The organism is Salibacterium sp. K-3 (assembly GCF_054052005.1).
Window position 1 is genome coordinate 1,642,660 of the sequence record NZ_JBSVZE010000001.1, and the last position, 18,538, is coordinate 1,661,197.

19 protein-coding genes are annotated in these 18,538 nt (G+C 49.8%); 18 read left to right on the plus strand and 1 reads right to left on the minus strand.

Annotation, left to right across the window (positions count from 1 at the left end):
- Window positions 1–11: 11 nt before the first annotated feature.
- From ACW9JV_RS08165 to rnc, 9 genes are all read left to right on the plus strand, one after another.
- Complete coding sequence (locus ACW9JV_RS08165; RefSeq protein WP_457333137.1) at window positions 12–1,697, plus strand: DAK2 domain-containing protein; 1,686 nt, start codon at window positions 12–14, stop codon at window positions 1,695–1,697.
- Between the two features lie 44 nt (window positions 1,698–1,741).
- The gene (locus ACW9JV_RS08170; protein ID WP_457333139.1) at window positions 1,742–2,593 is read left to right on the plus strand and encodes a DegV family protein; all 852 of its coding nucleotides are present in this window, start codon (window positions 1,742–1,744) and stop codon (window positions 2,591–2,593) included.
- A gap of 134 nt (window positions 2,594–2,727) precedes the next feature.
- Window positions 2,728–4,773: an ATP-dependent DNA helicase RecG gene (gene recG, locus ACW9JV_RS08175; protein ID WP_457334664.1), complete on the plus strand. Its 2,046-nt coding sequence runs from the start codon at window positions 2,728–2,730 to the stop codon at window positions 4,771–4,773.
- 73 nt (window positions 4,774–4,846) lie between these two features.
- On the plus strand, window positions 4,847–5,401 hold the full coding sequence (fapR, locus tag ACW9JV_RS08180; protein WP_457333141.1) for a transcription factor FapR: 555 nt from the start codon (window positions 4,847–4,849) through the stop codon (window positions 5,399–5,401).
- Window positions 5,402–5,428: 27 nt separating this feature from the next.
- Window positions 5,429–6,430, plus strand: a complete 1,002-nt coding sequence (plsX, locus tag ACW9JV_RS08185; RefSeq protein WP_457333143.1) for a phosphate acyltransferase PlsX — start codon at window positions 5,429–5,431, stop codon at window positions 6,428–6,430.
- Complete coding sequence (gene fabD / locus ACW9JV_RS08190; RefSeq protein ID WP_457333145.1) at window positions 6,423–7,361, plus strand: ACP S-malonyltransferase; 939 nt, start codon at window positions 6,423–6,425, stop codon at window positions 7,359–7,361. The genes plsX and fabD overlap by 8 nt, the downstream gene beginning before the upstream one ends.
- Window positions 7,362–7,373: 12 nt before the next feature.
- On the plus strand, window positions 7,374–8,117 hold the full coding sequence (fabG, locus tag ACW9JV_RS08195) for a 3-oxoacyl-[acyl-carrier-protein] reductase (protein ID WP_457333147.1): 744 nt from the start codon (window positions 7,374–7,376) through the stop codon (window positions 8,115–8,117).
- Window positions 8,118–8,201: 84 nt separating this feature from the next.
- Complete coding sequence (acpP, locus tag ACW9JV_RS08200) at window positions 8,202–8,438, plus strand: acyl carrier protein (RefSeq protein ID WP_457333149.1); 237 nt, start codon at window positions 8,202–8,204, stop codon at window positions 8,436–8,438.
- A 92-nt stretch (window positions 8,439–8,530) separates the two neighbouring features.
- Complete coding sequence (rnc, locus tag ACW9JV_RS08205) at window positions 8,531–9,313, plus strand: ribonuclease III (protein WP_457333151.1); 783 nt, start codon at window positions 8,531–8,533, stop codon at window positions 9,311–9,313.
- A 39-nt stretch (window positions 9,314–9,352) separates the two neighbouring features.
- On the opposite strand, the gene ACW9JV_RS08210 is transcribed toward rnc, so the two are convergent.
- Window positions 9,353–9,577: a DUF1128 domain-containing protein gene (locus tag ACW9JV_RS08210; protein ID WP_457333153.1), complete on the minus strand. Its 225-nt coding sequence runs from the start codon at window positions 9,575–9,577 to the stop codon at window positions 9,353–9,355.
- A 186-nt stretch (window positions 9,578–9,763) separates the two neighbouring features.
- Here ACW9JV_RS08210 and smc point away from each other — a divergent pair, with 186 nt between their 5' ends.
- The 9 genes from smc to trmD all read left to right on the plus strand — a co-directional run bounded on the left by smc (window position 9,764) and on the right by trmD (window position 18,534).
- Window positions 9,764–13,336: a chromosome segregation protein SMC gene (gene smc, locus ACW9JV_RS08215; RefSeq protein WP_457333155.1), complete on the plus strand. Its 3,573-nt coding sequence runs from the start codon at window positions 9,764–9,766 to the stop codon at window positions 13,334–13,336.
- 42 nt (window positions 13,337–13,378) lie between these two features.
- On the plus strand, window positions 13,379–14,374 hold the full coding sequence (gene ftsY, locus ACW9JV_RS08220) for a signal recognition particle-docking protein FtsY (RefSeq protein ID WP_457333157.1): 996 nt from the start codon (window positions 13,379–13,381) through the stop codon (window positions 14,372–14,374).
- Window positions 14,375–14,457: 83 nt separating this feature from the next.
- Window positions 14,458–14,805, plus strand: a complete 348-nt coding sequence (locus ACW9JV_RS08225; RefSeq protein ID WP_457333159.1) for a putative DNA-binding protein — start codon at window positions 14,458–14,460, stop codon at window positions 14,803–14,805.
- Window positions 14,805–16,157, plus strand: a complete 1,353-nt coding sequence (gene ffh, locus ACW9JV_RS08230; protein ID WP_457333161.1) for a signal recognition particle protein — start codon at window positions 14,805–14,807, stop codon at window positions 16,155–16,157. The genes ACW9JV_RS08225 and ffh overlap by 1 nt, the downstream gene beginning before the upstream one ends.
- Before the next feature lie 79 nt (window positions 16,158–16,236).
- A complete protein-coding gene (gene rpsP / locus ACW9JV_RS08235; protein ID WP_090927878.1) occupies window positions 16,237–16,509 on the plus strand; it encodes a 30S ribosomal protein S16 in 273 nt (90 codons plus the stop codon).
- A 45-nt stretch (window positions 16,510–16,554) separates the two neighbouring features.
- A complete protein-coding gene (locus tag ACW9JV_RS08240) occupies window positions 16,555–16,785 on the plus strand; it encodes a KH domain-containing protein (RefSeq protein WP_457333164.1) in 231 nt (76 codons plus the stop codon).
- Between the two features lie 123 nt (window positions 16,786–16,908).
- The gene (locus ACW9JV_RS08245) at window positions 16,909–17,328 is read left to right on the plus strand and encodes a YlqD family protein (protein WP_457333166.1); all 420 of its coding nucleotides are present in this window, start codon (window positions 16,909–16,911) and stop codon (window positions 17,326–17,328) included.
- Complete coding sequence (gene rimM / locus ACW9JV_RS08250) at window positions 17,309–17,830, plus strand: ribosome maturation factor RimM (protein ID WP_457334666.1); 522 nt, start codon at window positions 17,309–17,311, stop codon at window positions 17,828–17,830. Before ACW9JV_RS08245 ends, rimM begins: the two co-directional genes overlap by 20 nt.
- On the plus strand, window positions 17,830–18,534 hold the full coding sequence (trmD, locus tag ACW9JV_RS08255) for a tRNA (guanosine(37)-N1)-methyltransferase TrmD (protein ID WP_457334668.1): 705 nt from the start codon (window positions 17,830–17,832) through the stop codon (window positions 18,532–18,534). The genes rimM and trmD overlap by 1 nt, the downstream gene beginning before the upstream one ends.
- The last annotated feature ends 4 nt before the right edge of the window (window positions 18,535–18,538 follow it).

Here is an 18,538-nt window from a genome sequence, read left to right on the forward strand (position 1 = left end):
AGGAAAAGAGGTTGACGGACAGGAACGTAAATGGAGAACAGCTTGCTTCGATGTTTCGGAAAGGGGCTGCTGTTCTTGCATCGAATGTAAAAAAGGTGGATGCCTTAAACGTGTTTCCTGTACCCGACGGGGATACGGGAACGAACATGAACCTGACAATCACTTCCGGCGTCAGAGAAGTGGACCAGAAAGCGCAAAACCACGCCGGAAATGTAGCGAAAGCTTTTTCCAAAGGGCTGCTGATGGGCGCACGGGGTAATTCCGGTGTAATACTCTCCCAGCTGTTCCGCGGATTCTCCAGGTCGGTGGAAAAAAAGGAGACACTGACCGCTGACGACTTGAAAGAGGCCCTCCGCGAAGGGGTGGGAACTGCCTATAAAGCGGTGATGAAGCCGGTGGAGGGAACCATTTTAACAGTGGCTAAAGATGCTGCCGAAGCGGATACAGACAGCACCGGAAGCATCACCCCGGCTGAATGGATGGAAAGCGTCTTCCACAGTGCTGAAGCGTCCTTGCAAACAACACCTGATCTTCTGCCTGTACTCAAAGAAGTGGGCGTGGTGGACTCCGGCGGACAGGGCCTTCTCCATATTTATGAAGGAATGCTTCAGTCGCTGCTCGGAAAAACATCCCGGCATGACACACAGGCTTCTCCGTCGATGGACGAACTGGTGAAAGTGGAACACCATCAGAACGCGCAGTCCCATCTCTCCACAGACGAAATAGAATATGGGTATTGTACGGAATTGATGGTACGTCTGGATAAGGAAAAAGCACCTGCCGGATCTTTTGACGAAAACGCCTTCAAACATGAGATGGCCCGCTGGGGTGATTCGCTGCTGGTTGTAAGTGACGATGATATTGTAAAAGTACATATTCATGCTGAATACCCGGGAGAGGTGCTGTCGAAAGCCCAGCGGCACGGAAGTCTGATTCACGTGAAGATCGACAACATGCGGGAACAGCATGAGGCGCTCACAGGACCCGAAGAGACAGGTCCCCAGTCTGAAAAGAGAGAGGATGCGCCGGACAGCCCTCCTTCTCCATATGGTTTTGTTACGATAGCCGCAGGAAAAGGAGTGGAAGACTTATTCCGCGGTCTCGGCGTTCAGGAAGTAGTCGCCGGCGGACAAACCATGAACCCAAGTACGGAAGACATTGTAAATGCAGTAAAAAAGGTGGATGCTGATACGATTTTCATCCTTCCAAATAATGGGAATATCGTTATGTCCGCGGAACAGGCAGCAAATGTCTGCGGCGGCCGCGTTTATGTTATTTCTTCAAAGACGGTACCACAGGGCCTCAGTGCTATGTTTGCTTTTTCAGAAGAGGAAAGCCCTGAAGGCAATAAAGAAATGATGGAACAGGCATGCAGCGAAGTCAGAAGCGGCCAGGTCACCTATGCAGTAAGGGAAACAAAAATGGGGGGACTTGAGATAAACAAAGGTGATTTTATGGGTATTGCCGAAAAAGAAATCGCTGCCGCCGGACCGGAACTGGAAACCGTGACGTTGGATCTGTTAAACACGCTCCTTCATGAAGAAGCCGAAATTGTGACCCTCATCCGCGGCGAGGACGGAAAGGAAACAGTGGATGCTGCTGTTTGCTCCTATATGGAAGAGAATTATCCGGACGTGGAACTGGAAATTCACGATGGAGGACAGCCGCTCTATTCCTATATTTTAGCGGTGGAATAAGCGCTGATCCTTAAAAGGAAGGACGGGAATACCAGGTGGGAAAAGTGAAAATTGTAACGGACAGCACGGCTGATATACCGGAGGATCTGCTTCACAAATATCATATTACCGTTATCCCGTTAAAAGTGATGATGGGAAACGAAACATTTCAGGATGGTGTGAATCTTTCTCCGGAAGCGTTTTACAATAAACTGGATATGATGGACGATGTTCCTTCCACCTCTCAGCCGACTCCTTATGAATTTGAAACGATGTATCAGCGGATCAGGGAAAAAGCCGGAGAAGACGTGTCTATCCTTTCGATCCATCTTTCCTCCTCCATGAGCGGGACCGTGCAGTCCGCTGTGCTGGCAGCAGAAGCAGTGAAAGAAGAGGTGAATGTGAACGTCATTGATTCCGGCAAGGCTTCCTATGCAGTAGGCATTCTCGTTATCGAGGCGGCAAAGCTGGCCGCGGAAGGAGCCGGCATAGACGAATGCAGAAAAAAGCTGGATGCACTTATGGAAGAAACCAGCGTCTATTTTCTTGTGGACACCCTCGAGTATCTTCACAAAAACGGCCGGATTGGCAAAGCTTCGGCACTGATCGGTTCGCTTCTGAAGATGAAACCGGTACTGAGCCTGAGCGGGGAAGGGGTTGTCTACCCGTTTCGAAAAGCACGTGGAAAAAAGAAGGCGCTCACAGTCATTCAGGATGCACTGCAGGAGCAGTATGGAGACCGTCCGGTACATATCGGCGTCTCCCACGCGGAAGCGGAAGATAACGGCAGAGAACTTCTCCAGGCTGCTGAAAGTGTGCTGAACCACCGCTCTTCCACGTTCACGAAAATAGGAGCGGTGATCGGCTCGCATACAGGCAGGGGAACCGTCTCTGTTGCTGTCACACCGGCAGAGTAAAGAAAAGACTGACCTGGAAGAAAGCCGGGACAGTCTTCTTTTTTCCGGCATGAGAAAGGAAAGGAGGGGGCGTATGCGTGAAACGCAGTGGAACATGATCGAACATAAATGCCGAAGCTTCCTGAATGAGAGCGATGGATAACAATCTGCAGCAGCCGGTATCCATCCTGCACGGCATAGGGGAGGAAAAAGAAAAAGAACTGCAGCAGCTCGGTCTTTTCACCATCCATGATTTACTTCATCATTTTCCTTACCGCTATGAAAATATGGAAGTGGAACCGGTGGAAAATCTTCGTCACGGGGAGCGGGTAACGATTGCAGGAAGCATTCAATCGGAGCCGGCCGTCCGCTATTACGGGCGGAAAAAGTCGAGGATGAGTGTCCGCCTGCTTGTTGAAAACATCCTTATTACGGCGGTGTTTTTCAACCGCGCATTTCTGAAAAGCAGAATGAACATCGGAGATATGCTTACCTTGACCGGTAAATGGGATAAATACAAATTAACCATCACCGTTCAGGACGCAAAATGGGGCCCTCCCGATCCCTCCAGGCAGCTCGAGCCCGTCTATTCCGCCGGGGGCGGTGTGACCGTGAAACAGCTGTCACGCTGGGTTCAACAGGCGTTAAAAGCTTTCGGGGAACGTGTAGAGGAAATACTGCCGGAGGCCCTTCTATCCTCCTACAAGCTTCCCGGACGCAGAGAAGCGTTTTACATGATTCATACACCTGCCGAGCGGGAACAGCTGAAGCAGGCAAGGCGCCGGTTTGTTTATGAAGAACTGCTGTTATTTCAGCTGAAAATGCAGACGTTTAAACGGCAGGAACGTCTGGCAGCCGATGGAAATGTCCACATGTTTGATAAAACAGAACTGGAGGAATTTATAGATGACCTCCCCTTTTCCCTGACGGGGGCTCAGTGGCGGGTCATGGAGGAAATTATGAAAGATATGCAGGATCCGTTAAAAATGAACCGGCTTCTTCAAGGAGACGTTGGGTCAGGAAAAACGGTAGTCGCCGCAGCGGCGATGTATGCCTGCCGTCTTGGAGGCAGGCAGTCCGCTCTTATGGTCCCGACAGAGATACTGGCAGAACAGCATGCGGAAGAACTGCAGCATTTATACCGGGACTCAGACGTAACAGTTGTGCTGTTAACCGGTTCGGTCAAAGGTAGAAAGCGGAAGGATCGGAATGCTGCTGTATCTGAAGGGAAAGCTGATATTGTCGTCGGTACACATGCCTTAATTCAGGAAGATGTCCATTTTCAGAACCTCGGTCTGGTTATTACAGATGAACAGCACCGCTTTGGCGTGGAGCAGCGCAGAACTCTTCGTGACAAAGGATTCGAACCGGATGTACTTTTTATGACCGCAACACCGATTCCGCGGACGCTTGCCATTTCAGTGTTCGGCGATATGGATGTGTCTTCCATTGATGAACTTCCAGCCGGCAGAAAACCGGTCAAAACATACTGGGTTAAGCACAATTTGCTGCAGCGGATTCTTTCGTTTATCGGAGAGCAGGTGAAAGAGGGGCGTCAGGCTTATGTCATCTGTCCGCTTATAGAAGAATCGGAAATGCTTGATGTACAGAATGCGATTGACGTACATGCCCAGTTTCAGCAGCATTTCGATTCTTTCCATGTCGGGCTGATGCATGGGCGTCTTACCGCCGAGGAAAAAGAACAGGTCATGCAGGCTTTTGCAGGAAATGAGATACAGGTGCTCGTTTCCACGACCGTTGTGGAAGTCGGTGTGAATGTTCCAAATGCATCCACCATGCTGATCTATGATGCCGACCGGTTCGGCCTCTCCCAGCTTCATCAGCTCCGGGGCCGTGTCGGACGGGGAGAGTACCAGTCGTATTGTATTTTGATGGCAGACCCGAAAGGCGAAACAGGTCAGGAACGGATGCGCATCATGCAGGAAACCGACGATGGGTTTGCCCTGTCGGAAAAAGATCTGGAACTGCGTGGTCCCGGAGACTTTTTTGGAAAAAAACAGAGCGGCATGCCGGAATTCAAAATCGCGGACATGGTGCACGATTACCGTGCGCTTGAAACAGCCCGCCGCGATGCAGCTTCGCTGATTCAAAGCAGCGCATTCTGGAAGGAACCGCAGTATGCGGGGCTGCGGTCATTTCTGGAGGAAAGCGGGATTCTGGATGGAAGCAAACTTGATTGAACGTGCTTGAAAAAGAAGAAATAGAATTATATACTACTCTTAGTACCTAGTCATAGAAGCGGATGGTGTAGGAGTGAAACAAAATAAAAAAGAACGCCAGCGGCAGTTGAAGCAATTACTGGAGACAGATCCATTCCGCACGGATGAATCTCTGGCAGGAGATTTTCAGGTGAGTGTCCAGACGATCCGGCTGGACAGGCTGGAATTATCCATTCCGGAACTCAGGGAACGGATCAAACATGTCGCCAGAGAGCGTCTGGATGAAGTGCAGGCGCTTCCTCTGGAGGAAGTCATCGGAGAAATGATCGACCTGCGGCTTGATGAAGAGGCTATTTCAATACTGGATATAACGGCTGAACACGTTTTTTCAAGAACAGGAATTGCAAGAGGCCACTATTTGTTTGCCCAGGCCAATTCCCTTGCCGTTGCCATTATTAACGATGAGTTTGCTTTGACAACGAAGGCATCCGTTCATTTCAGCCGGCAGGTGAAAGAAGGAGAACGGGTTGCTGCCAGAGCAGTTGTTACCCGTTCCAAAGGCCATAAATCATGGGTCGAGGTAACAAGCAGTGTACAGCAGGAACCTGTTTTTCACGGTGAATTTGTTATGTATCGTTCCCACCGCTGAGTATAAGTGAAAAAGGAGACGACGTTCATGAAAATTGTCATCGACGCAATGGGGGGAGATCACTCTCCCAAAGCGCATGTTGCCGGAGCGATGGCGGCGGCACGGGCGTTCGACGATGTGGAAATTATTCTGGCAGGCCATGAAGAACAGATTAACGAGCACCTGACAAAAACAAAAAACATTTCCGTGCTCCATACCGAAGATAAAATAGAACCGGAGGAAACACCGACTAAGGCGGTACGGAAAAAGAAAAATGCGTCGATGGTGCTGGCTCTCCGGGAAGTCCGGGAAGGGAGGGCGGATGCCTGCATTTCTTCCGGCAATACCGGGGCGCTGATGACGGCGGGCCTTCTTCACATCGGGCGTATCGAAGGTATTGAACGGCCGGCACTGGCGCCGATGCTTCCGACTCTCGACGGGGAAGGATTTCTGCTCCTTGATGTCGGAGCAAATGTGGATTCCAAAGCGGAACACCTTCTCCAAAATGCTTCCATGGGATCGGCCTACATGGAAATGGTAAAGAAAATAAACCGTCCACGGGTCGGGCTGGTGAACATCGGCACCGAAGAAGGCAAAGGAAATGAGTTATCCAAAGAGGCATATCAGCTGCTGGAACAGGCTCCGGTTCACTTTGTCGGAAATGTGGAGGCACGGGACCTTCTCGAAGGTGTTTGTGACGTTGCGGTCTGTGATGGTTTTTCCGGCAACCTGATTTTAAAATCGATTGAAGGAACGGCCGGTACGTTATTTTCGCTCCTGAAAAAAGAATTAACGAGCACCTGGTCCAATAAACTGGCAGCCGGAATGCTCCGTTCCAGTTTTAAAAACATCAAGGATAAAATGAGTTATTCCCATTACGGAGGTGCCGGCCTGTTCGGGCTGAAAGCTCCCGTCATTAAAGCACACGGATCATCGGATCATACAGCCGTTTTTCATGCCATCCGTCAGGCGAGACAGATGGTAAATGAGCAGGTGACAGATATCATGAAAAAAGAAGCCGGACAGCAGGAGGAATGGAATAATGGGTAAACGTGCGTTTCTTTTTCCGGGACAGGGGTCACAGTATCCCGGAATGGCGAAAGCGTTCTATGACAATAATACTGATGCCAAAGCACGGATAGAAGAAGCCGATCATATTCTCGGTTTTCCCTTATCCGGCATGATGTTTTCCGGACCGGAAAATGAGCTGAAAAAGACGGAACATGCGCAGCCGGCGCTGTTAACGGCGGAAATGGTTTCGCTGGACGCATTAAAACAGCACGGGATTCAGGCTGATTATGCGGCCGGACACAGCCTTGGAGAATATGCAGCACTGGCTGCAGCGGGCGTCATTTCCTTTGAAAATGCTCTCCGGATTGTCCGGCAGCGCGGTCTTTTTATGGAAGAGGCAGTGCCGGAAGGGACGGGCTCCATGTCGGCTGTCATGGGGCTGGATAGAGAGACGGTCGAGCGCATCTGCTCGGACGTTTCATCGGCCGGCGGTGTTGTGCAGGCTGCCAACCTTAATGCGCCGGGACAGATTGTCATTTCCGGCGGCAGGGAATCTGTCGAAAAAGCCGAAGAACTGGCCCGGCAGGAAAACGCAAAACGGGTGATCAGTCTGGAAGTGAGCGGGCCGTTTCACTCCCGGCTGATGGAGCCGGCACAGGAAAAACTTGCCGCCGCCCTCGAACCGGTTCCGTTTTCCCAGCCGGCGTTTCCGGTGCTTCCCAACGTCCATGCCCGTGAAGAAACCGACCCCGGCCTGTTGAAGCAGCATGTCATTGAGCAGGTCACTTCCCCGGTTTACTGGGAGGATACGATCCGCCGGCTGATTGAACTCGGAGTAGACACCTTTATTGAAGTTGGACCCGGCAATGTTCTCGGCGGGCTGGTCCGCCGGGTGCAGCGCAGGGGAGTCCACGTCTATTCCGCTCAGGATCCGGAATCGGTGGAAAAGGCAGCTGAAGCTTTAACTTAAGGAGGAAGCAGAATGCTTAATGGAAAAACCGCACTTGTTACCGGTGCCTCCAGGGGCATCGGCAAGGCGATTGCGCTCGAGCTTGCGGCAAATGGAGCAGACGTTGCCGTCAATTATGCCGGCAGTGCACAGAAAGCGGAAGAAGTTGTGGCAGCATGCAGGGACCGGGGAGTCAAGGCGTTCTCTGTCAAAGCAGATGTTGCTGTGGAAGATGATGTGAAAGCAGTGATAAAGGAAGTCACAGAACAATTCGGTCAGATTGATATTATGATCAACAATGCAGGGATTACGCGCGATAATCTTCTGATGCGGATGAAAGAAGAAGAGTGGGATGCTGTCCTTGATACGAATCTGAAAGGCGTCTATCATTGTGCGAGAGCGGCATCCAGGCAGATGATGAAGCAGCGTTCCGGAAAAATCGTCAACATTTCCTCGGTGGTCGGGGTGATGGGCAATGCCGGTCAGGCCAATTACTCTGCAGCAAAAGCCGGGGTTCTCGGGCTGACGAAAAGTCTGGCACGTGAATTTGCCCCCCGCAATATCCAGGTAAATGCAGTTGCTCCGGGTTTTATTGAAACAGATATGACAGAAAAACTGGAAGGCGAAACGCAGGAAACGCTGCTTCATAACATTCCGCTCGGAAGGCTTGGGGAAGCCGAAGAAGTGGCGCGTGCCGTTCGTTTTCTTGCATCCGCGGATGCCGATTATATCACCGGTCAGACGCTGCATGTAGACGGAGGCATGGTGATGCATTAATCTTTCCTGTCTGTAAGATGGCATTTTTTCCTGTCATCTTCTATAATGGCGGATGGTATCAATTTTTTAAAGGAGGTGAAGGATATGGCAGAGAATACGCTGGAACGTGTGAAAAAGATCGTGGCAGAACGTCTGGATGTAGAAGAATCGGATATCACCCGTGAAGCTGCATTTAAAGATGATCTCGGAGCTGATTCATTGGATGTGGTGGAACTTGTCATGGAACTGGAGGATGAGTTTGACCTGGAGATTTCCGATGAAGAAGCTGAAAAAATTGTAAGAATTGCTGATGTTGTGAACTACATAGATGGTCAGCAATAATAATGGGCGGGGCGGGAGCCGTTGCCCTGTTTCAGAGCATACGGCTCCATGGTCCGGCACCAGGTAAGGATGGACAAAACGGAGGACCAGTTATGGGACAAAGCACAGATAGAAAAAATCATGGATCCCGTTCTAAAAAAACGAAAAAACTGGTGTTAACGGAACAACACCGGAGGAATCTGTATCAGACACTGGAGCGTCTTGGATTGACGTTTTCAGATGAAAAGTTGTTGATTCAGGCTTTTACCCATTCATCCTATGTGAATGAGCATCGGATCCGTTCAGTATATGATAATGAACGATTGGAATTTTTGGGAGATGCGGTGCTTGAACTGTCGGTATCCCAACATTTATTCAAACGGTTTTCCACCATGAGCGAGGGGGAAATGACAAAACTGCGCGCTGCGATTGTCTGTGAGGCATCCCTTGCCAGCCTTGCCGAGGAACTGGATTTTGGTGAACTTGTGTTTCTTGGAAAAGGAGAAGAAATGACAGGCGGACGGAAAAGGCCGGCGCTGCTGGCTGATGTGTTTGAAGCTTTTACGGGAGCGCTGTACCTCGATCAGGGAATGGATGCCGTGTATACCTTCTTGGAACAAACGATTTATCCAAAAATCGACGACGGTGCTTTTTCGCATATGATGGATTTTAAAAGCCAGCTGCAGGAACATCTTCAGAAAGACAACCTTGGGACGATCCATTACGAGATCAAAAATGAAATTGGTCCGGCTCACAGCAGAGAGTTTATTTCGGCCGTTTATCTCAATGAAGACCTTTTAGGAGAAGGAAGAGGACGTTCGAAAAAGGAAGCGGAACAGCATGCCGCCCAGCAGGCTCTCTCCAGACTGGAACCGGAAAAAAAGAATGAAGACTGAAAAGAGGCTGCCCCAGTCATATGGGACAGCCTCTTTTTTTCAGTTTTTTTTAATACGTCCGAGTTCGGAGATGATGGCATCCATTTCACTTACGCTTACGTTTTTTTTGGATTCGATCATATCATACATTTCTTTTATGTCATCATAATGGCTGATGTCAAAATTACCCGGTTCGAATGCAGAAGCATTCACGACCTGCAGTTTTTTTCCGATTTCCTCTACCATGAAATTCAGGTTATCTTCCGTTGGTTCTTCCAGACCCATGTCTTTCCCCACCTTTTATAATGTGTTTATCTTGTTTTATTGTATCGGCTCAGTGGAAAAAGAGCAAATCCCTTTTCAACGAGCCTTATGCACTGTTTCGTATTGTGATAAAATAGGGTGGCGTTCTTATCCGGCAGCGGAAGGAATGCGATAATGAGATGACCCAGGAGGAGGACACCTGATACGATGTTCCTCAAACGTATAGAAATTAAAGGATTTAAATCATTTGCCGAAGCCATGAATATAGAATTTGTTCCCGGCGTAAATGCAGTCGTCGGGCCGAACGGAAGCGGGAAAAGCAACGTTTCAGACGGGATCCGCTGGGTGCTCGGGGAACAGTCGGCCCGTTCGCTGCGCGGCGCTAAGATGGAAGACATAATATTTGCCGGAAGTGACACGAGAAAACCGTTAAATGCCGCTGAAGTGACGCTGGTCCTCGAAAACAATGACCAGTACCTTGATCTTGACTATCACGAAGTCAGTGTTACCCGGAAACTCTACCGCACCGGCGACAGTGAATATCTTATCAACCGCCAGCCCTGCCGCCGTAAAGATATTGTCGAGCTCTTTATGGACTCCGGGATGGGAAAAGAAGCCTTTTCGATTATCGGACAGGGCCGCGTGGAAGAAGTTCTGTCCAGCAAACCGGAGGAGCGGCGGGCTATTTTTGAAGAAGCCGCCGGTGTTTCCAAATATAAACAACGAAAAAATCAGGCAGAAAAAAAATTAACCGAAACCGAAGATAATCTGAACAGGGTGGAAGACATTCTGCACGAACTCGAGGGCCAGGTGGAACCGTTAAAAGAACAGGCCTCGATGGCCAAAGATTATCTCGCCAAAAAAGAAGAACTGGAAGAGAAAGATATTGCACTGACGGCGGCTGAAATTGAAAACAAACACGAGAGATGGAGCAGTCTTCAGAATACGATCCAGCATCTTGAAGAACAGAAGCAGAAAATAGAAAATCTGCTGCAGGAAGAAGAGCAGAAACGCTCCGATGCCGAAACAAAAACAGAAGAGATTGATGCGGCGGTCAGCCGGCTGCAGGATCAGCTCGTATCGGTCAGTGAAAAACTGGAAAAAGAAGAAGGCCGCAAGCGAGTTCTGGAGGAACGCGGAAAAAACGCCGGCGAAAAGAAGGAAGAATGGCAGGAACGGCTGCAGGAATTAAAGGATAAAAGCGGACAGTCCAAAAAAGAATGGGAAGAACAGCACCGGAAAAAAGAAGAAAGCAGCAGCCGTTATCAAAAGCTGCAGGAGAACCACGCTTCCATCCAAAAGGAATGGGAGAAATATAAGGAGAGCCGCCGTGAAGAAATCGAATCCCTGAAAAGTGAATACATCGAACGCCTGAACGAACAGGCAGCGGTCCGTAATGAAGAAAAATACCTTGAAGAACAGAAAAGCCAGCTGCAACAGAAACACGGATCGCTCACCAAAGAAAACGAGGAATACGTAAAAGAACGCAAGCATGCAGAACAGCTGGTTGATCATGCCAAGAAGCGGAAAAAACACGCGGCTGAAGAACATGAACAGGAAAAAGAAACATGGAAGGACCTGCAGAAAAGCTGGAATGAAAAAAACGAAGCAGTCGAACGTCAGGAACAGAAGCTGTATGAAGCGTACCGTCATGTTGACCAGACACGGTCCCGGATCAACGTGCTGGAGGAAATGGAAGCCGACTATTCCGGCTTCTATCAGGGAGTCCGGGAAGTACTGAAAGCCGGTAAAGATACCCTGAAAGGCATTGTCGGTGCCGTTGCTGAATTGATTGAAGTGCCGAAGACGTATACGACAGCGGTGGAAACAGCACTCGGCGGAGCCCTCCAGCATGTTGTCAGTGAAACAGAAGAGGACGCAAGAAAGGCGATCCAGCTTTTAAAAGTCCGGCAGAAAGGCAGGGCGACAGTGCTCCCGGCAGATGTTATAAAGCCGCGGCGCCTGTCTTCTGATTTCCGTAACAAGCTCGAATCTTCAGAAGGATTTGTCACTACAGCTGCTGAAGCAGTAAACGTCGACCCTGCCTATAAGCATATTATCGAGCATCTTTTAGGTCAGGTCGTACTCGCCGAATCTCTGGAGGCGGCCAACAGTATGGCACGTCTTACCGGCTATAAAGTGCGTATCGTGACGCTTGACGGGAGTGTCGTTAATCCCGGTGGTTCCATGACAGGCGGCAGCACCGGGCGGAACAGCAGCCAGCTTCTGGCCAGACAGCACGAGCTCGATGAACTGAAAGAAAAGTACCAGGATATGCAGAAAAAGACGGAAGTACTTGAAGAAAAGGTCAGGCAGGAAAAACAGAGCCGGGAAACGACCGCTCGGGAACTGGAGGAAAGCCGGAAACGGGGAGAAACAGCCGCAGAAGAACTGGAAAAAGCGAAAGAAGAACTGGCCGGTGCCGAAGCAGAACTGGCCAAAGCCAATTCCAAGCTGTCCATGTACGACAAAGAGTCCTCCTCCCTTCAGGAAGAAGAAAAACGTCTGCATTCCCGCGAAAGTGTATTAATGGACAACAAGGAAAGCGTGGCAGAAAAACTGCGCAGGCTGGATGAACAGATTGCAGCACTTGAAGAACAAGAGAAACAGCGCGGGGAAAAGCTGGAAAAATTAAAAGAGGACGAAACAAACGTCAAAGTGGAGCTGGCGGCAGCGAAAGAATCCGCCTCTCATGATGAAGCGGAGGAAAAGCGCCTGAAAAAACAGTATGATGAGGAATGCGCGCAGTTGAAGAAACTTGAAAAGGATATAGAGCTGCTTGAAGAGCAGATGTCTTCTATGGACGAAAACGGTGAAGTTGAAACCGGAATTGAACAGCTGCGGGAGGAAAAAGAATCGCTGTCCCGGGAAATGGCGCGTCTCCGCAAAGACAGAGTGGAAGCTTATGATGATGCGGAACAGCGGAAAGCACGCATTCAGCAGCTCGCCTTTGACCGGGACGAAAAACAGAAAAGCCATCATGATCATCAAATTGAACTGAACCGGCTGGACGTGGAACTGGATACGAGACTGCAGCACCTTCAGGAGAATTATGAGATCAGTTTTGAACGGGCCAGGGATCACTACCATCTCTCAGAAGATCTGGAGGAAACCCGCAAACGCATCAAACTGATAAAAATGGGAATTGAAGAGCTGGGGCACGTCAACCTCGGTGCGATCGATGAATATGAACGCGTACATGAGCGTGTAACCTTTCTTACGGAGCAGAGAGAGGACCTTCAGCAGGCACGGAACTCGCTGTATGAAGTGATACAGGAAATGGATGACGAAATGAAGCGTAGGTTTTCAGAAACCTTTGAAGCCATTCGTTATCATTTCCGTTCTACATTCCGGGAACTTTTCGGAGGCGGGGAAGCGGACCTTCATTTAACCGACCCGGAGCACCTGCTTCATACTGGTGTCGATATTGTCGCCAGTCCGCCGGGGAAAAAGAGACAGCATCTGTCGCTTCTATCAGGAGGAGAAAAGGCGCTGACAGCGATCGCATTACTTTTTTCGATCGTCAAAGAAAAGCCGGTGCCTTTCTGTGTTCTTGATGAAGTGGAAGCAGCACTGGATGAAGCAAACGTAACCAGGTTTGCAAAATACCTCCGGGACTTCAGTGAAACGACCCAGTTTATTGTCATCAGCCACCGCAAAGCTACGATGGAAGAAGCAGACGTGCTGTACGGCATTACCATGGAAGAGTCCGGTGTATCGAGAATGGTTTCGGTTAAAATGGAAGAGACCGGTGAGTTAATGGGATCGGCGGCGACATAACAGTAAAGGAGGTTTGATCTGCAGGAATCTGCAGGCAGAGACATGGGATTTTTTGAAAAGCTGAAAAACAAGGTGACAGAACAGACCGATGCGGTAACGGAAAAATTCAAGGAAGGTTTGACAAAAACAAGGGATTCATTCGCCGAACAGATGAATGAGCTGTTTGCTCAATACCGGACCGTCGATGAAGAGTTCTTTGAAGAACTGGAAGAGATCCTGATCGGTGCAGACGCCGGCGTATCGACAGTGATGGAAATGATCGATGAATTAAGGGAAGAAGCAAGACGGCGCAATATTAAAGATTCCAAAAACATTGCGCCTCTGATAACCGAAAAACTTGCGGAAAAGCTGGACAAATCCGGAGATGACTCTTCCCTGAATATACAGGACAACGAGATGACGGTTATTTTGTTTGTCGGCGTCAATGGTGTCGGAAAAACAACCACAATTGGTAAAATGGGTCACTCATTTAAACAGGAAGGAAAGAAAGTTGTGATGGCAGCCGGGGACACATTCCGTGCCGGTGCTATTGAACAACTGGATGAATGGGGCAAAAGGGTCGGTGTCGATGTGGTAAAGCAGCAGGCAGGATCTGATCCGGCAGCGGTTATGTATGACGCCATTCAGTCGGCCCGTTCCAAAAATGCAGATGTATTATTGTGTGATACCGCGGGAAGACTGCAGAACAAAGTCAACCTCATGAAAGAACTGGAAAAAGTGAAACGGGTCATCTCGCGTGAGATCCCGGACGCTCCTCATGAAGTGCTGCTCGTGCTCGATGCCACAACCGGCCAGAATGCAATGAGCCAGGCGAAAACGTTCCAGGAAGCAACCGATGTCAGCGGAATCGCATTGACAAAACTGGACGGCACCGCCAAAGGCGGCATCGTTCTTGCGGTCCGGAATGAACTGGATATTCCCGTGAAGCTTGTCGGACTCGGAGAAGGAGTGGATGACATGCAGCCGTTTGACGCTGAACAGTTCGTATACGGTCTTTTCCGGGAACTGGTGGAGGAACAGGCGGAAGAATCGTCGTAAAGGTTTTGTCTTGACAGCCGGAAAGGTCTTTAGTATGCTGAACTTTGTGTAAAGGAAACATGCTTAACAAAAGGGTGGGAACTATGCTGGAAAAAACGGTGCGGATGAACGCATTGTTTGACTTTTATCAACCCTTGTTAACGGCAAAACAGCAGAAATACCTGGAGCTCTATTTTCTGGACGATTATTCGCTCGGCGAAATTTCGGAAGGATACGATGTGAGCCGTCAGGCGGTGTATGATAATATCAAACGAACGGAAGCCATGCTGGAAGAATACGAAGAAAAGCTGGGACTCTATCGTAAATACAAGCGGCGGATGTCATTTTATCAGGAGCTTCGGCATTGCGCTGCCTCCCATGCTTCTCCGTCCCCAAAGATGCTTGATACGATAGAAGCCCTGGAAAAACTTGAGGAGGAGGGGACGATGTAATGGCGTTTGAAGGGTTGGCGGAACGGCTCCAGTCAACATTCGATAAAATGAAGGGCCGCGGAAAAGTGACGGAAGCCGACGTAAAGGAAATGATGCGGGAAGTGCGTCTCGCTCTGCTTGAAGCGGACGTAAACTTCAAAGTCGTCAAGAAGTTTGTCAACGATGTGAAAGAACGGGCGGTCGGCCAGGAAGTCATGAAGAGCCTGACCCCCGGCCAGCAGGTGATCAAGGTTGTTAATGAAGAACTGACAGCTTTGATGGGCGGCGAAGAAAGCAGCATTGCAGCTTCCCGGAAGCCCCCGACGGTTGTCATGCTCGCCGGTCTGCAGGGGGCGGGAAAAACGACAACAGTGGCAAAAGTCGCCAACCATCTCCGCAAACATCATAACCGCAAGCCGCTGCTTGCCGCAGCCGATATTTACCGTCCGGCCGCGATTGATCAGCTTGAAACACTCGGAAAGCAGTTGAATATGCCCGTGCATTCCATGGGAACGGATACCTCTCCGGTTGATATTGCCAGAGGCGCCGTTGAAAAGGCTAAAGAAGAAAACTGCGACTATGTCCTGGTGGATACCGCCGGCCGTCTTCACGTGGATGAAGAGCTGATGGCTGAACTGCAGCATGTGAAAGAAGCGGTGGAACCGGACGAAATCCTGCTTGTCATTGATTCGATGACCGGTCAGGATGCTGTGAATGTAGCGGAAAGTTTTCATGAACAGCTCGGTGTCACGGGTGCCATTCTTACCAAACTGGACGGCGATACACGCGGAGGTGCCGCGCTTTCTGTCAGGGAAGTGACCGGTGTTCCGATCAAGTTCGCCGGAACGGGGGAAAAGATTGATGAACTTGATGTCTTTCACCCGGAACGGATGGCTTCCCGGATACTGGGGATGGGGGATATGCTTTCCCTGATTGAGAAGGCGCAGACCAATGTGGATGATGAACGTGCCAAAGAGTTGGAGAAAAAGATGCGTTCAGCTGACCTGACCTTTGATGATTTTCTGGAACAGCTGGAACAGGTGCGGAACATGGGGCCGCTTGATGAGCTGCTGCAGATGATGCCCGGTGCGAACAAGAAGGCCATGAAAAACATCCAGGTGGATGAAAGCCAGATCGGCCGGGTGGAGGCCATCGTCCGGTCTATGACGACGTATGAAAAAGAAAACCCGTCGGTGATGAATGCGAGCCGAAAACGCCGTATCGCCAAAGGAAGCGGCACGACGATCCAGGATGTAAACCGCCTGTTAAAGCAGTTTGAAGATATGAAGAAAATGATGAAACAGATGACAGGCGGCGGACAGAAGGGAAAGAAAAAAGGAAAAGGCGGGATGCAGCTGCCTTTTCTGCAGTGAAAAGGAAAAACCCTTTACAGGGAAAGCCAGTCCTATTATAATAATTTATTGTGTGAAATATATTTGGAGGTGTCTGCAAATGGCAGTTAAAATTAGACTTAAACGTATGGGAGCAAAGAAATCACCTTTTTACCGTCTCGTTGTAGCGGATTCCCGTGCACCGCGTGACGGCCGTTTCATCGAAGAGATCGGAACGTACAACCCGCTGAAAGATCCGGCGGAAGTCAGCATTAACGGGGAGAAAGCCGTACAGTGGATGCTTGACGGCGCCCAGCCTTCCGATACGGTCCGTAATCTGTTTTCCAGAGAAGGATTAATGGAGCGTCTTCATAACGAGAAAAACGGGAAGTAATACAGCGCTGTCTGATATCGATCATGGAGAAAGGCGGGGAAACCTGTGAAACAGTTAGTGGAAACCATGGCTCGTCCGCTCGTTGATTATCCGGATCAGGTGGAAGTAACAGAGCGCCGGCAGGAGGATATTCTCGTCCTGACATTAGCGGTGCACGAAAGTGATATGGGAAAAGTGATAGGGAAACAGGGAAGAATAGCCAATGCCCTTCGTTCTGTCCTGTACGCTTGTGCCTCCCATCATCAGGCGCGCGTTCGATTGGATATTGCCGAATAGCAAAGACGGGGCGGGGATTACGGATCCCTGCCCTTTTTTCAAAGCACGGGGGCCAATAAGAACCGGCGTTATCGATGACCGGTCCCGGACCGCTGCATCCTATGTGCCGGACCGAGGTGAAACATGCGTATCATAAAAAAAGCAGCCGTAAAACATGTCTTAACAGAACGGATGAGAGAAAGGATGGCCGCTGATTTCCGCCGGGACCAGCACCGGCAGAAAAAGGAAATCGAACAGCTTCAGTTTCAAATGCAGAAACAGATGAAGTCCGTGGATGCCGCCTGGAAAAAAACAGAGGTAAAAGAACGATACGATAAAGAAATCGAGAAACGGAAGGAAAAGATGAAAAGCGCGCAATTTCAGTTGACTCAACTTGAACACCTTCCTTCCGGAACAGAAATAGCTTCAGGAGAAGTGGAGGCGATTGAAGAAGTGTCGGAAGGAGACGAATGGCCGGCAGGTAATCAGGAAATCGTCGTTAAAGATGGGGTAATCATACAGATACGGAAGAAAAGGTCGGATGATGAGGATGGAATGGTTTAATGTTGGAAAAGTTGTAAATACCCATGGCATACAGGGGGAGCTGAAAGTATTTCCAATTACTGATTTTGAAGAGGAGCGGTTCGCTCCGGGAGAAACGCTTTATATGGTTAAGGAGGGCCGGGAACACACCCCGGTTACTGTCTCCCACTGCCGGCGTCATAAACAGCACCGGCTCCTTCGTGTCGAGGAGATTACCTCTATCGAAGAAGCAGAAACATGGAAAGAAGCGGTGCTTCAGATTCCGGAGACAGCGCTCGCTGAGCTTGAAGAAGATGAGTATTACTATCATGAGATTATCGGGTGCGATGTCTACGGGGAAGAAGGCACCCTGCTCGGCAGGGTGAAAGAAGTTTTGTCTCCGGGTGCCAATGACGTCTGGGTGGTGCAGGCAGCTGCCGGCGGCCCTGATATTATGGTGCCTTACATTGACGATATCGTGAAACAGGTCGACGTTCATGATAAAACCATCACCATTCATGTGATGGAGGGACTGCTGCCTTGATGAGAATGGATTTTTTAACCCTCTTTCCCGACATGTTTCCGGGCGTGCTTACGTCGTCCATGCTGAAACAGGCCCAGGAGAAACAGGCTGTGTCGTATCATGTTCACAATATCCGTGATTTTTCAGAGAATAAGCACCGAAAAACAGATGACTATCCCTACGGAGGCGGAGCCGGAATGGTTCTTACGCCGCAGCCTGTCTTTGATGCAGTCGATTTTGCACAACAACAGCATCAATCAGGAGCCAGAATTATCCTCTTATGTCCGCAAGGATCGCCTTTCACCCAGAAAGACGCGGAAGAACTGGCCGGAGAGGAACAGTTGATTTTTATCTGCGGTCATTATGAAGGCTATGATGAACGAATTCGTGCGCATCTGGCCACGGATGAATTTTCGCTCGGCGATTTTATTATGACAGGCGGAGAGCTCGGTGCCATGGCTCTTGCCGACAGCGTTACAAGGCTGCTTCCCGGTGTGCTCGGAAATACGGATTCAGCGGCGGCGGATTCGTTTTCAGAGCCTCTGCTCGAACATCCGCATTATACACGGCCCGCTGATTTTAGAGGATGGAAAGTACCGGATGTGCTGTTATCGGGCCACCATGAAAATATTGCAGCGTGGCGCCGGCAGCAGGCGCTCGAAAGAACGAGAGAGCGGCGTCCCGACTTATTGCATAATCAGGATGAAAATGAGAAAAACCGTTGAACAG

What these genes read in the sequence shown, in the direction of transcription:
- rnc (WP_457333151.1), top strand. Translation starts at nt 8,531, where the DNA reads ATGGGACAAAGCACAGATAGAAAAAATCATGGATCCCGTTCTAAAAAA.
- ffh (WP_457333161.1), top strand. Translation starts at nt 14,805, where the DNA reads ATGGCGTTTGAAGGGTTGGCGGAACGGCTCCAGTCAACATTCGATAAA.
- acpP (WP_457333149.1), top strand. Translation starts at nt 8,202, where the DNA reads ATGGCAGAGAATACGCTGGAACGTGTGAAAAAGATCGTGGCAGAACGT.
- trmD (WP_457334668.1), top strand. Translation starts at nt 17,830, where the DNA reads ATGAGAATGGATTTTTTAACCCTCTTTCCCGACATGTTTCCGGGCGTG.
- ACW9JV_RS08210 (WP_457333153.1), bottom strand. Translation starts at nt 9,577, where the DNA reads ATGGGTCTGGAAGAACCAACGGAAGATAACCTGAATTTCATGGTAGAG.
- rimM (WP_457334666.1), top strand. Translation starts at nt 17,309, where the DNA reads ATGAGGATGGAATGGTTTAATGTTGGAAAAGTTGTAAATACCCATGGC.
- fabG (WP_457333147.1), top strand. Translation starts at nt 7,374, where the DNA reads ATGCTTAATGGAAAAACCGCACTTGTTACCGGTGCCTCCAGGGGCATC.
- rpsP (WP_090927878.1), top strand. Translation starts at nt 16,237, where the DNA reads ATGGCAGTTAAAATTAGACTTAAACGTATGGGAGCAAAGAAATCACCT.
- plsX (WP_457333143.1), top strand. Translation starts at nt 5,429, where the DNA reads ATGAAAATTGTCATCGACGCAATGGGGGGAGATCACTCTCCCAAAGCG.
- ACW9JV_RS08245 (WP_457333166.1), top strand. Translation starts at nt 16,909, where the DNA reads ATGCGTATCATAAAAAAAGCAGCCGTAAAACATGTCTTAACAGAACGG.
- ACW9JV_RS08225 (WP_457333159.1), top strand. Translation starts at nt 14,458, where the DNA reads ATGCTGGAAAAAACGGTGCGGATGAACGCATTGTTTGACTTTTATCAA.
- recG (WP_457334664.1), top strand. Translation starts at nt 2,728, where the DNA reads ATGGATAACAATCTGCAGCAGCCGGTATCCATCCTGCACGGCATAGGG.
- fabD (WP_457333145.1), top strand. Translation starts at nt 6,423, where the DNA reads ATGGGTAAACGTGCGTTTCTTTTTCCGGGACAGGGGTCACAGTATCCC.
- ftsY (WP_457333157.1), top strand. Translation starts at nt 13,379, where the DNA reads ATGGGATTTTTTGAAAAGCTGAAAAACAAGGTGACAGAACAGACCGAT.
- smc (WP_457333155.1), top strand. Translation starts at nt 9,764, where the DNA reads ATGTTCCTCAAACGTATAGAAATTAAAGGATTTAAATCATTTGCCGAA.